This window comes from Nocardia sp. NPDC051756 (assembly GCF_040681495.1).
Lineage (GTDB): Bacteria > Actinomycetota > Actinomycetes > Mycobacteriales > Mycobacteriaceae > Nocardia.
On sequence record NZ_JBFAYV010000006.1, the window covers coordinates 465,387 to 477,511 of the forward strand.

The following is a 12,125-nucleotide window of genomic DNA, read 5'->3' on the forward strand; positions in this document are numbered from 1 at the left end:
CCCCAAGTCGTCGCCCGCTCCGCTTCATCGAGGAAGCACCGCCCGGTCCGGCCGCACCCCTGCGCCGGATCCGTTGCCCCCACTCCTCTTTCGGCCGATGCGACCTCGGCGACGACTCCCACGCCCGTGGAGACAGCCGTGACGATCTACGCGAACAGCCGGTCGATGACCAGCAGCGCCACCGTCGAATGGGCCTGGCGCGCGGGCCGTACTGAGCCGGCCTGGCGACTGAGCTGGCTGCCGAATCGGCTCACCCGCGAACAGGCCAGGGCCGGAATGGAATTGGCCGAGCTGCTCGGCCGGTCGAACCCCGTCTCGGACAACCAGGAGCAGGCCCGCGCCGACGCGCTGGCCGGCGCCCTCGGACTCACCGTGCAGGCGGCCCTGTCCGTGCTGCACCAGCGGATGCACGACAGACATCCGCGGGATTAGACGTCGAGCCGAACATGCTCGATCCGTTGTACCGGAGGTAGCGATGACCATTCACACCACCGAATGGACGATGACCAGTGACATCACCCCGGAGTCGGCGTACCGCGACGGCGACGGCCCCCAGGTCTGGCGGCTGAGCTGGCTGCCCGACCGCAGACTGACCGAGGCCCAAGCCAGGGCGGGCATGGAACTCGACGAGCTGCTGAGCGACCCGCACGTCGTGCACGACCGGATCGCCCAGGCCCGGGTCGACGGCTATGCCGATCGGCTCGGCATGCTGCGCGAGCACGTGATCATCCTGCTGGCCAAGCGGATGGCAGAACGACTACACGAGGAGTTGCGGCGCGACGGCGATCCGGCGCCTATGCGCCGCAACTCGCACTCCTATCGGCTGCGGCCGCACGTGATCGAGCCGCCGTACGTTCCCGGTTAAGTTCGAGAGCTGTACTGCCACAAGGTAAAACGATCCGTCGCGCTCAGGCGTTGGCGGTGTGCTCGGCGCCGATGGCGTCGGCGATGTTCTGATACCCGTTGGCGCGCAGGCGCTGAGCCAGACCGCGGTGGATCTTGCGGGTCCAGAAGGGGCCGCCGTAGATGAAGCCGGTGTAGCCCTGCAGCAGGGTGGCGCCGGCGCGGACGCGTTCCCACGCCTGGTCGGCGGTTTCGATGCCGCCGACGGAGATGAGCACGAGGCGGTCGCCGACGCGGCGGTAGAGGCGGCGCAGCACGTCGAGGGACCGGTCGGCGACGGGGGCGCCGGACAGGCCGCCGGCACCCATGGCCGTGACCTCGTCGGCGGGGGTGCGCAGGCCGTCGCGGCGGATGGTGGTGTTGGTGGCGACGATGCCGGCCAGGCCGAGCTCGACGGCGAGGTCGGCGACGGCGTCGATGTCCTCGTCGGACAGGTCGGGGGCGATCTTGACCAGCACGGGTACCTGGACGCTGTCGAGCACGGCCTGCAGCAGCGGGCGCAGCGATTCGACGGCTTGCAGATCGCGCAGGCCGGGGGTGTTGGGGGAGCTGACGTTCACCACGACGAAGTCGGCGAGCGGGCCGAGCAGGGCCGCGCTGACCGCGTAATCGCCTGCGGCGTCGGCGGGTTCGACGATTTTGGTCTTGCCGATGTTGGCGCCGATCGGCACGTCACCGCGGCGGCCGCGCAGGTATTCGGCGGCGGCCGCGGCGCCGAAGTTGTTGAAGCCCATGCGGTTGATCAGGGCGCGGTCGGCGGGCAGCCGGAACAGCCGCGGCGCGGGGTTGCCGGGCTGGGCCTGGGCGGTGACGGTGCCGATCTCGGCGAAACCGAAACCGAGCGGCGCCCAGGCGTCGACGCCGTCGGCGTTCTTGTCGAACCCGGCGGCCAGACCGACCGGCGTCGGGAAGTCGATGCCGAACGCGGTGTTGCGCAGGATGGGGTCGTCGGTGACGAGCACCTTGGTCATCACCCAGCGAGTGGGCGCGAACCGAGTGGCCAAGCGCATGGTGGCGAAGGCCAGGTGGTGGATGCGTTCCGGCGGAACCAGGAACATCAGGCGTAATAACAGGGCGTACATCAGCTCACATTCCCGGTTCCGGCTGGGGTAGTGCGGTTTTTCGGCGGCGCAGCAGCACCCGGCGGCTACCGTCGGTATAGGCCCGCACGCGGGACAGTTCCCAGCCGCCGAACTCGGCCTGGATGGCCAGCCGCATGGACGCGGTCACCCTGGTCACCTCGGGTGGCAGCCGCAGCGGCACGTATTCGTAGTCGTCGCTGGTGGTTTCCCAGCCTGCGGGCAGCGCGTTGCGGCGCGCTCGCTGCTCGCGTGGTGATGGGGGGTCGTCGTCTGCGCGCGTTGCCGGAGTCATCAGTGGCCTCTCTTCCGATCGTCCGCGCGGATCCGCTGCAGACCGCCGTCGGCCGCGGATCCCACGAACATGTCACCGGAGCGCTGATCGATGGCTACCGAGTTCGGCTGCCGCACGGTTGGATAGCGGCCCACTTCTGTCGGTATACCTGTCGACAGATCGAATCCGACGACTTCGTTGCTCTGCGTGCACGTCACCCACACGGTGTCGGACCGCTGATCGTAGGCAAGCGCGTAAGGCGAAGAGTTTACCGGGAACCGCTGACGCAGGACGAGAGGTCCGGCGCTGAACACCAAGAGTTCGTTGCCCGTGCTGTCGGTGACGATGATCCGGCCGAAGTGGTCGGAGATCATGTTGGTGGCGCCGTCGCCCGCGCGCAGGGCCAGGCCGAGGTCGTCTTTGCCCAGCTCGATCTCGGTGACCGAGGTCTGCCTGCGGTCCAGCACGGTCACGTGATCGGGGGTGAGGGCGAGCGCGTCGGCGGAGGCGAGGCCGGTCACAGTTCGGACTACCTTGCCCTCGGGGGAGAGCGTGCGGACCTTGCCGTCGGCGGTGCCGACCAGCAGCGTGTCGTCGTCGCGGCGCTGCACCGATCGGGCGTCGCCGTCGAACGGGACCTCGCTGAGGGCGGCGGCGGCGACATCGACGCGGAAGATGCGGTCGGCGGCGGGGATCAGGAGTTCGCCGGGCTTGCCCTGCGAAAGGCTTGCCCCGTGCGCGGGGAGCGGCAGGGTGCGGACGCCGGTGGGCGTCGCGGGGTCGATCAGGAACAGGGTGCTGTTCGCCTCGCCCGAGTCGAGCGCGCCGATCTGACCGGTGCCCTGCTCGGCGAGCATCGCGCGGACGGGGGCGAGTCCGGTGACGTTGCCCGCGGGCGGCGCGGTGTCGGTGGGCGAGACGGCCGCGGTGGCCGGATCCCGGGTGGGCAGGTTGTCACTGTCGGGGCTGTTGCCGCAGCCGGCCAGCAGGGCCAGCGTCGCGAACGCCGCCAATCGAACCCAGCCGCGAGGGCGCATCCACCGAACTCCTTCTACCGACTTCTACCGACGATTAACCGCAACTCCACCATCTGACCATGATGGCGCACCATCCCGGCGTACCGGGGTGGCGGCGGGGGGAGAATGTCGGTGATGCGCGTTACGGTTGAGCTGAATCAGTGTCCAAATCAGGGAGATCCGGTTGATAGCCGACCACACGTCGGGATTTACCATCGATGACATAACCGTTGGTCCGTTCGCTCATGGGTTCGGCACCACCGGCGATGGCCGGCCGTATGCGTTTCGCACGGTCCGGGCCAGCTTGACGCTGGAGATCTACCGGGCCGATCTGGCGAGCGAGGTGCCGGGTCCGGAGGATGTCGTCGCGGTCGCCGAGGCGCGGGTCACCGATATCGATCTCGACGACGAACGCAGCGTCGTCGCGCTGGTGCGCGACATGATTCCGGACGCGGTGCCCGTCGAGGCGGCGCCCGATCGTGAAGTGACGACCGTCCGGGCCCTGCTGGGACGCATCAGCTCGGTAATTGATGGTATGTAGATGGTGATGCCATATACATTTCTCGCCCGCACCGCGCTGACCGCGACCGGCCTCCTCCTGGTGGCCGCGTCCGCGGCATGCAGCACCGGATCGGACGAGGCGGCCGTCGACGCCGCTCGTTCGTCGGCCAACGCGTCGCTGTCCGCCTCAATCACCACGTCTTCCATCGCCGCGCATCCGCCGCTGCCGACGGCCACCCAGCTGGACGCGCAGATCAAGCGGGCGCTGGATCCGGGGCTGCCGGATACCGAACGGACCGACCTCATCGAGGACGGCGACGCGTTCCGCACGGCGATTCCCGATATGTACAAGGCGTTGCAGGACAACCCGCGCGCGGTCTACGGGGTCACCGATCCGGTGTTCGACAACCACGACGGCACGCTGACCGCGACGATGCGCCTGGACAAGGACGGCAGCGGGACCGCCGTGCGCACGACCGTGGTGCATTTCGTGCTGCTCGACGGTAAGTGGAAGATCTCGCGCACCGATCTGTGCGGGATTCTGCGTTCCGCCGACTACCGCACGCCCGCCTGCGGCTGACCGTGACGGATGTGCGCGGGTCGCGCGTGCGGGGTTCGCGTGCACCGCAGGACGATTCGATGCTGCACTCCGGGTTGTTGCGGTGGGGACGGCTCGTTTACCGGCATCGGTTTCTGGTGCTCGGGGTGTTCGCGCTGGCGGTGCTGGCGTCCGGGTGGTACGGGCGCGATCTCGCGGGGCGGCTGACCCAGGAGGGGTGGTTCGACGAGTCGAGCGAGTCGGTCGCGGCGTCGAAGATCGCGGACGCGACGTTCGGGCGCGATACCGACAGCGACCTGATCCTGCTCTACACCGCGCCGTCGGGGACGACCGTCGATGATCCGGCGGTGCGGTCGGCCGTGACCGGTGCGCTGAACGGGCTGCTCACGCAGTATCCGGACAACATTCTGAAGATCGACAGCTACTGGGACAGTCCGTTTGCGGCGAATGCCACGGACGCCTCGCGCACGCACGCATTCGCCAGCGTCGGGCTGCGCGGCGAGGGCACGGCGACGGTGGAGAACTACGCCGCGATCAAGGACCATCTCGGCGCCGGGAGTGCCGGCGGTGGGCCGGGTGGGACGACGGTGCAGTTGGCCGGATTGCAGCCGGTGCTCGCCGGCCTGAATACCGGTATGCAGAACGACATTCACCGTGCGGAGATCATCGCGTTGCCGTTGGTGGCGATCCTGTTGTACTTCGTGTTCGGCGGGGTGGTGGGTGCGTTGCTGCCGGTGTTGATCGGCGGCATGACGATCATGGGGACCGCGGGGATCATGCGGGTGCTCACCGGGCTGATCGATGTGAACGTATTCGCCAGTACCGTCATGACTTTGGTGAGTCTCGGGCTGGCCATCGACTACGGGTTGTTCACCGTGACGCGGTTCCGCGAGGAGCTGGCCGCGGGGCGCAGCGTGGAGGAGGCGACCGCGCGTACGGTCGCTACCGCGGGACGGACGGTGATGTTCTCGGCGGGCATCATCGCGGTGAGTCTCGGTGCGCTGTTCATCTTTCCGAACGGGGTGCTGCGGTCGGTGCCGTACGGCGGGATCAGTTCGGTGCTGCTCGCCGCCTTGCTGTCGGTGACCGCGTTGCCCGCGGCGCTGAGCATCGCGGGGCGGCGGATCGATCTGCTGGGCTGGAAACGGTTCTCCCGCGGCAAGACCGAGGCGCAGATCGATGCCGGGTTCTTCTCCCGGCTGGCGCAGTGGGCGATGCGGCGGCCGTGGGCGGTGGCGGTGCCGATCGTGCTCGCGCTGCTCGCGCTGAGTATTCCGTTCCGGCACATCGAGTTCGGCGGGATCAGTGAGAAGTATCTCGGGGCGGAGAACCCGGCGCGGGTGGCGCAGGAGCGGTTCGACGAGCTGTTCCCGAGCTTCCGAACCGAACCGTTGAAGCTGGTGGTGCGGAATGCGAATCCGCAGCAGCTCAGTGATATTCGCTACGAGGCGAGTCAGATACCCGGGCTGACCGGTCGATTCGAGCCTTCGGTGCCGACCAAGGACGGCATCAATGTGTTGCAGGCCGGGTTGATGGACAAGCAGGATTCGGATCGGGTGATCAAGGCGTTGCGGGCGATTCCGGAGCCGGCCGGGGTGGACGTCATGGTGGCCGGGGTGCCTGCGCTGGAACGGGACAGTATCAACGGGCTGTTGCAGGGGTTGCCGTTGCTGGTGGCGATTCTGGCGGCGGCGGCGTTGACGCTGATGTATGCGGCGTTCCGGTCGATTGTGCTGGCGGTCAAGGCCGTTGCGATGAGTGCGTTGAGTTTGGTGTCGACGTTGGGGGTGTTGACCTGGGTGTTCGTCGAGGGGCACGGGGCGGGGTTCTTCCACTTCACGCCGGGGCCGTTGATGTTCGCGGTGCTCGCGTTGATCGTGACGGTGGTGTTCGGGCTGTCCACCGACTACGAGGTGTTCCTGCTGTCGCGGGTGGCCGAGGCGCGGGCCAACGGTGCCGAACCGGCCGAGGCGATCCGCTATGGGATTGCCCACACCGGCGGCGTGATCACCTCTGCCGCAGCGATTCTGATCGTCGTCACCGGTGCGTTCGGGTTCTCCGATCTGGTGCTGATGAAGTACATCGCCTACGGGATGATCGCCGCGCTGATCCTCGACGCCACCGTCATCCGGATGCTGCTGACCCCGGCGGTGTTGAAGCTGATCTGGCGTTGAGGGTTTCGATATGCAGTCACTCAAAGGTGCCAACCTGTTCGTGACCTTCCTGCTGGAGCTGGGAGTCATTGCGGCAGTAGCAGTCTGGGGCTTCACCCTGGAGGCGAGCCTGCTGGTCCGCGTGGTGGCCGGCCTCGCAACCCCTGCGTTGTTCGTCATCATGTGGGCCTTGTTCGGCGCAGGCTCGAGCCCCCGCTTCCCCCTCCGCGGCACCTGGCGCCTGGCCCTCGAACTGATCTGGTTCGGCGGCGGCGCCCTGGCTTGGTCGACCGCCACAACCCCACTCGTGGGCCTGATCTTCTTCGCCCTCTGGGCAATCAACGCCCTCCTGCGGCTTCGCCTCCAAGGCAGCCTGCTCCTCGACGACGACTCGCAAGCCCCTGGACCCGTGTAGTCCCGACGCGCTGAGCGACCGCCGGACCGCGGCTAGGACTGGTGGGGCAGCCACGCCACGCAGTTCATCAGCCAATGACCCTGGGCCTTTTCCCAGTCCTGGGATTCGGTTCTGGCACCGATGAGGCTGCGGACAGTTCCGGTGTCACCGTGTTCGTCGACCGACACGATGACCGCAGGCTGTTCGACCTTGAAGTCCACCACCGAGTAGATCCGGTTCGTCACCAATTGCCGGCAGGCCGGGAGGAAGTATTCGGCGATGGCCTCGACGCTGTCGATGTCGGTGCTGCTGACCCTGGACCAGCGGTTCAGCGCCTGCGCAGCCGTGTCGCGCAGGCTGATCTGCTGGTCCGGCGGGACCGATTGCAGGGTGGGGGTGGCTTCCTCGGCGCACGAGATCAGCCATTGGCCGTTGGTGTTGACCCAGCGCAGGGGCAGGTTGTGCTTGTCGGCGGGCGCTTTCAGGATGACGGTGCCGTAATGGCCGTCGTCCTTCAGCGCGACGATGACCGGGATCTCTTCCGGCGGGGGCGGCGGAGTCTGCTGGCCGGAGGTGGTGGGACCCATGTTCGTGCGGCACTCGGGTGTGTAGAAGCCGAGGAATGCCTGCTCGTCGTTGGTGGACAACGTGGTGATGAACTGCTGGACGGTGTCGCGCAGATCGAGGCCGGGCGCGGCGGCGCTGATGCCGGAATCGACACCGACGCCGGTCGCGATGGCGACCAGCGCGACGATGGGGGTGCAGATCCCGAGAAGTCGCCGCTTGCGCGCTCGCGGCTCGGCGGCGCTGCTCATCGAGATGGTTTCGTTCCTCACCGTTCACTCCCCACGCGGCCCGTGACGCACGGGCACTGTGCCGCAAGGGTATTCGATCCGCGGTTTGCGGTCAGCGGCGGACGGGGAGGACCAGTTGGGCGCCGGTTACGGGGTGGTTGAGAACCTCGACGGGGTGTTGGTAGACGCGGGTGAGGAGGTCGGTGGTGAGGACTTCGCGGGGTGGGCCGTCGGCGGCTATGCGGCCGGCCTCGAGGACGGCCACGCGGTCGGCGTAGGCGGCGGCGATGCCGAGGTCGTGCAGGACCACGACGACGGCGGCGCCGGCCTCGGCGCGGGCGGTGGCCAGGCGGAGGACGGCTTCCTGGTGGCCGAGGTCGAGGGCGGCGGTGGGTTCGTCGAGCAGCAGGGTGCCGGTGTCCTGGGCGAGCACGCGGGCCAGCGCGACGCGGGCGCGTTCGCCGCCGGAGAGGGTCGGAAACGACCGGGCGGCAAGATGTTCCACATCGGCGGCGGTCATGGCGGCGGCGATGCGCTCGTCGTCGAGTTCGCGGCGCTCGGTGCGCAGCCACGGCGCCCGGCCCATCGCGATCACCTCGCGAGCGGTGAAAGGAAAACCGACGGTGTGGGTTTGGGGGAGTACGGCCCGCCGCCGCGCCATATCCAGTGGCGACCAATGCGTCAGCGCATGCCCCTCGAGTTCGACCGCTCCCGCACTCGGCGTCAACTCACCGGCCAACGCCGCCAGCAACGTCGACTTCCCCGCCCCGTTCGGCCCCACCAACGCAACCACTTCGCCCGCAACAACATCGAAGTCCACCCCGTCCAGCACCCGTCGCTGCGCAGACTTCGCCCCCCGCCGATCCACACTCACCCCCCGCGCCCGCAACGTCACCGCCCCCTTCTCCGGCGCCTCCGGCAACTCATGCGTCCGCACAAACACCTGCCGAACCCCGCTCACACCCCACCCCACTTGTCCGCGCCGTACCGGCGACCATCGAGCCGTGCCGAATCCGGAGCGGAGTGGGCAACCCTCGCCGGAACCGGGTGCATCGATCGAGCCGTGCCCACATGGCGTCCGTACCGCGCGCACCCTCGGTTTCGGGTGAGACTTGTTGCGCCCCAGGCGGACCGCATCATGCCCAACCTCCGGCGCGCGCACGAGTACGGCGGAGCAACCAGAAGAAGAATGGGCCGCCGATGAGAGAGGTGAGCATGCCGAGCGGGAGGTCGGCGTTGTGGACGAGGGAGCGGGCGGCTACGTCGGCGGCGAGCAGGACGACCGCGCCGAGGATGGCGCTGAGCGGGATCAGGACGCGATGGGCGGGGCCGACGAGCATGCGGACCAGGTGCGGGACGATGAGGCCGACGAACAGGACGATGCCGGTGAACGCGACGCCCGCGGTGGCGAGGATGGCGACGACCAGGATGACGTTGCGGCGCAAGCGTTCCACGTCGACGCCGAGGTGGCGGGCGGAGGCCTCACCGAGGGCGAGCAGGTCCAGGCGCGGGGCGATGAGGATGGCGGCGGCGACGCCGACGGCGGTCAGGATCGCGACGATGGTGACCGAATCCCAGGTCGCGCCGTTGAGCGAACCCAACTGCCAGAACACGATCTGATCGCGCGCAGCGGGGCTGGCGACGAAGAGCAGGAAGGCGAGCAACCCGCCCGCGAACGCGTTGATCGCGACACCGGTGAGCACCAGGGTGACCACTTCGGTGCGCCCGTTGGACCGGGCGAGCAGATACACGAGCAGGGTGGTGGCCAACCCCGCGACGAACGCGGCGGCAGCCACCGACCAGGCGGCGACGAACGTCCCGCCGACCACGATGACCGTTCCCGCACCAACGGCGGCACCAGCGGAAACCCCGATAACACCCGGCTCGGCAAGCGGATTCGCGAACACGCCCTGCAACAACCCACCCGCGGTCGCGAGCGCCGCCCCGACCAGCATCGCCATCAGCACCCGCGGGAACCGCACCTGCCACAGCGTCACCTCGCCCGCGGGATGCGCGGGCATCGGCCCCCAGTCCAGCCCGATCCGGTGCAGCACACTCCCGGCCACCTCGGCGGGCGTGGTCGGCACCTGCCCGATCGCGGCGGACGCCAAAGCGAGCGCGATCAACCCGATGATCGCGACCACGAAGACCACGGTCGTCCGCGATCGTCCCCGCGATTTCGGCGCGGGCGGTGGCGGTTCGACGGCTGGTTCGGTTTTGGCGACGGCGGATTCGGTCATGCGAGCCGCCCGATCATGCGGGCTTGGTGCCGTACACGGCCTCGCTCAAGGCGGTGATCACCCGGCCGGTATTCGGCCCGTAACTCAGGATCACCTGGTCCGACATGTCGACGACCCGCTTGTTCCGCCCGGCCGGCGTCTGCGCGATACCGGGCACCTTTTCCAAACCGTCCACGCCGCCAACGGATTTCAACCCGTCCGACATCACCAGCAGCAGATCGGGCGCGGCACTGATCATGGCCTCGCTGGTGATCGTGATGAACGGTTCGGACAACGCGGCGCCCGCGTCCTGCCCGCCGAGCGCGGCGATCAGCGAATCCGCACCGGATCCGGGACCGGCCAGCATGGTGATGGCGGTGCTGCGCAGATACAGGAACGCCATCTTCAACTGCGGATCCTGTTTGGGCACAGCGGCGATGGCGGCGTCGATCTCGGCACGGGTGCGCTGCCCGAGCGCCTTGCCTTGCGCGGGCACCCCCAAAGTGTTTGCCACGGCCTCGATTTGGGGAACGACACCGTCCATGGTCCGCTTCGGATCGGCGAAGACGACGTTCACCCCGGCCGCGCGCAACTGCTCACGCAACTGCGGCGTCACCGTCACGTCGTCGGTCAGGAACACCGAAGGGCGCAGTGCCAGTAGAGCTTCCAGGTTCAACGCGCCGTTGCCGCCCGCCACGTTCGGCACATCGCGGATGGCCGGGATGGCGACGGTGCTGCGGCCGATCAGCTTGGAACCCAGGCCGAGCGCGTACACGATCTGCGACAGGGTTCCGTAGCGGTCGACCGCGATGATGCGGCTCGCATCGGTGATGGTGACGTCCGCGCCGTCGAACGAGCGCACGGTGACCGGCAGCGTCGGCGTCGGTTCCGGCCCGATCGGCACCGGATCGAGATCGGCCAGCGTCGCCGTGGCCGGTCCGCGCTGCCCGGAGGCGGTCGCGGTGTCGGTGCCGCACGCGGCGGTGGCCACGACGAGAGTCAGCGCGAGTAGCGCGAGCAGGCCCCGGGCCGCCGTGGCTCGCGCACCGCCGATCCACTGCGCCTGGACGGACGGGTCGCCGGACGTCGCATGCCTCATGTAGGCAAGCCTAAGACGTGCCGTGCGGAGCCAGGCAGCGGGGCGGTGCCGATCAGCTCAGTCGTTACGCGCACTGACATCGTCCAGTGCGGCCGCGATCGCCCGCGGCAGTTCGAGCGCTTCGGCCGCGAGCACCCCGGTGAGCTGCCCGATATCGCGAGCGCCGACGATCATGCTCGCGACGCCGGGCCGGTCCCGAATCCACGCCAGCGCGACGGCCAGCGGCGAGGTGCCCAATCCGTCCGCGGCGGTCACCAGCGCATCGACCACCCGGGTCGCGCGTTCGTCGAGGCTGTCGCGGATATCCGCGGCCGTCGCCTCGTCCGCGCCGCGCGAATCCGCGGGCACCCCATCGCGATACTTGCCGGTGAGAATGCCGCCGGCGAGCGGCGCCGAAGCGATCACGCCGACTCCGTGATGCAGCGCGGCGGGCACGAAATCGGTCTCCGCGTCCCGGGCCAGCAGCGAGTACTGGGTCTGCGCGGCACTGATCGGCGCGACCGCGGCGAGACTGGCCAGCTGCCACGCCCCGAACCCGCGCACGCCCGCATAACGGACCTTCCCGGACCGAATCGCCTGCTCGAGCGTCGCCGTGACCTCGTCGAGCGGCGTCCGCGGATCCCACACCGCGACATTCCAGATGTCGAGATGATCGGTGCCGAATTCGAGCAACGTGCGATCGAGCTGACGCAGCAGCGCGCGCCGCGAGGTATCGACCGCCGTGCGCGTCGTCGCGTCCGGCACCGCGGGTCCGGCGGGCGCGGGCGTGACCCGCGGCGCGAGGCCGGCGCAACCACTGAGCACCAGATCGTCACGAGAAACCAGATCGCCGAGCAACTCGGCCAGAATCCGCTGCGCGCCACCACCGGCATACGCGGGTGAGGTGTCGACGAGCGTCCCGCCCGCCTCGATGAACGCCACCAACTGCACGGCCGCCTCGTCGGCATCCGTATGCGAACCCCAGGTATGGGTCGCAAGACCTATCCGGGACACCCGTAGGCCGCTGCGGCCGACCGTCCGCTGTTCCATCACCGTGTCCGCGCAATCGTCACGGCGCCAAGCCTAGAGCGTGCACCGGCGTCCGGACGCCTACCCGCACAGTGGCTCGCGCGTCGTTCCCGACAGCGGTGCGAG

The 12,125-nt window shown here is 68.8% G+C and carries 14 protein-coding genes; 6 read left to right on the plus strand and 8 right to left on the minus strand.

What is annotated here, in order from left to right; genetic code table 11:
• The first annotated feature begins 138 nt into the window (after positions 1-138).
• Complete coding sequence (locus tag AB0M22_RS28260) at positions 139-432, plus strand: hypothetical protein (RefSeq protein ID WP_364733030.1); 294 nt, start codon at positions 139-141, stop codon at positions 430-432.
• A gap of 43 nt (positions 433-475) precedes the next feature.
• Positions 476-865 carry a hypothetical protein gene (locus AB0M22_RS28265; RefSeq protein ID WP_364733033.1) on the plus strand — a complete coding sequence of 130 codons (390 nt, stop codon included), beginning with the start codon at positions 476-478 and terminating at the stop codon, positions 863-865.
• Between the two features lie 43 nt (positions 866-908).
• Here the strand turns inward: AB0M22_RS28265 and AB0M22_RS28270 are convergent, their stop codons facing one another.
• The 3 genes from AB0M22_RS28270 to AB0M22_RS28280 are packed head-to-tail and all read right to left on the minus strand — an operon-like array spanning position 909 to position 3,293.
• Positions 909-1,985, minus strand: coding sequence for a quinone-dependent dihydroorotate dehydrogenase (locus AB0M22_RS28270; RefSeq protein WP_364733036.1), 1,077 nt, complete (start codon positions 1,983-1,985; stop codon positions 909-911).
• Positions 1,986-1,989: 4 nt separating this feature from the next.
• A complete protein-coding gene (locus AB0M22_RS28275; RefSeq protein ID WP_364733039.1) occupies positions 1,990-2,277 on the minus strand; it encodes a DUF5703 family protein in 288 nt (95 codons plus the stop codon).
• Positions 2,277-3,293 carry a hypothetical protein gene (locus AB0M22_RS28280; RefSeq protein ID WP_364733042.1) on the minus strand — a complete coding sequence of 339 codons (1,017 nt, stop codon included), beginning with the start codon at positions 3,291-3,293 and terminating at the stop codon, positions 2,277-2,279. The genes AB0M22_RS28275 and AB0M22_RS28280 overlap by 1 nt, the downstream gene beginning before the upstream one ends.
• A gap of 163 nt (positions 3,294-3,456) precedes the next feature.
• Between AB0M22_RS28280 and AB0M22_RS28285 the strand changes: the two genes are divergently transcribed.
• From AB0M22_RS28285 to AB0M22_RS28300, 4 genes are read left to right on the plus strand one after another with little or no spacing between them, the layout of a single operon-like run.
• Entirely contained in the window at positions 3,457-3,813 is a 357-nt protein-coding gene (locus AB0M22_RS28285; protein ID WP_150401402.1) for a hypothetical protein, read from the plus strand.
• Entirely contained in the window at positions 3,814-4,353 is a 540-nt protein-coding gene (locus AB0M22_RS28290; protein WP_364733044.1) for a hypothetical protein, read from the plus strand.
• 59 nt (positions 4,354-4,412) lie between these two features.
• A complete protein-coding gene (locus tag AB0M22_RS28295) occupies positions 4,413-6,506 on the plus strand; it encodes an MMPL family transporter (protein WP_364733047.1) in 2,094 nt (697 codons plus the stop codon).
• 10 nt (positions 6,507-6,516) lie between these two features.
• On the plus strand, positions 6,517-6,900 hold the full coding sequence (locus tag AB0M22_RS28300; protein WP_364733050.1) for a YrdB family protein: 384 nt from the start codon (positions 6,517-6,519) through the stop codon (positions 6,898-6,900).
• A gap of 32 nt (positions 6,901-6,932) precedes the next feature.
• Here the strand turns inward: AB0M22_RS28300 and AB0M22_RS28305 are convergent, their stop codons facing one another.
• From AB0M22_RS28305 to AB0M22_RS28325, 5 genes are all read right to left on the minus strand, one after another.
• Positions 6,933-7,715, minus strand: coding sequence for a hypothetical protein (locus AB0M22_RS28305; RefSeq protein WP_364733052.1), 783 nt, complete (start codon positions 7,713-7,715; stop codon positions 6,933-6,935).
• 70 nt (positions 7,716-7,785) lie between these two features.
• A complete protein-coding gene (locus AB0M22_RS28310; protein ID WP_364733054.1) occupies positions 7,786-8,634 on the minus strand; it encodes a heme ABC transporter ATP-binding protein in 849 nt (282 codons plus the stop codon).
• 175 nt (positions 8,635-8,809) lie between these two features.
• The gene (locus AB0M22_RS28315) at positions 8,810-9,913 is read right to left on the minus strand and encodes an iron ABC transporter permease (RefSeq protein WP_364733057.1); all 1,104 of its coding nucleotides are present in this window, start codon (positions 9,911-9,913) and stop codon (positions 8,810-8,812) included.
• A gap of 13 nt (positions 9,914-9,926) precedes the next feature.
• Complete coding sequence (locus tag AB0M22_RS28320) at positions 9,927-10,991, minus strand: ABC transporter substrate-binding protein (RefSeq protein ID WP_364733060.1); 1,065 nt, start codon at positions 10,989-10,991, stop codon at positions 9,927-9,929.
• A gap of 57 nt (positions 10,992-11,048) precedes the next feature.
• Entirely contained in the window at positions 11,049-12,020 is a 972-nt protein-coding gene (locus AB0M22_RS28325; protein ID WP_364733063.1) for an aldo/keto reductase, read from the minus strand.
• Positions 12,021-12,125 lie beyond the last annotated feature (105 nt).

Coding starts and splice junctions, on each gene's coding strand:
- AB0M22_RS28265 (WP_364733033.1), top strand. CDS start 476: ATGACCATTCACACCACCGAATGGACGATGACCAGTGACATCACCCCG.
- AB0M22_RS28270 (WP_364733036.1), bottom strand. CDS start 1,985: ATGTACGCCCTGTTATTACGCCTGATGTTCCTGGTTCCGCCGGAACGC.
- AB0M22_RS28275 (WP_364733039.1), bottom strand. CDS start 2,277: ATGACTCCGGCAACGCGCGCAGACGACGACCCCCCATCACCACGCGAG.
- AB0M22_RS28280 (WP_364733042.1), bottom strand. CDS start 3,293: ATGCGCCCTCGCGGCTGGGTTCGATTGGCGGCGTTCGCGACGCTGGCC.
- AB0M22_RS28290 (WP_364733044.1), top strand. CDS start 3,814: ATGGTGATGCCATATACATTTCTCGCCCGCACCGCGCTGACCGCGACC.
- AB0M22_RS28295 (WP_364733047.1), top strand. CDS start 4,413: ATGCTGCACTCCGGGTTGTTGCGGTGGGGACGGCTCGTTTACCGGCAT.
- AB0M22_RS28300 (WP_364733050.1), top strand. CDS start 6,517: ATGCAGTCACTCAAAGGTGCCAACCTGTTCGTGACCTTCCTGCTGGAG.
- AB0M22_RS28315 (WP_364733057.1), bottom strand. CDS start 9,913: ATGACCGAATCCGCCGTCGCCAAAACCGAACCAGCCGTCGAACCGCCA.
- AB0M22_RS28320 (WP_364733060.1), bottom strand. CDS start 10,991: ATGAGGCATGCGACGTCCGGCGACCCGTCCGTCCAGGCGCAGTGGATC.
- AB0M22_RS28325 (WP_364733063.1), bottom strand. CDS start 12,020: ATGGAACAGCGGACGGTCGGCCGCAGCGGCCTACGGGTGTCCCGGATA.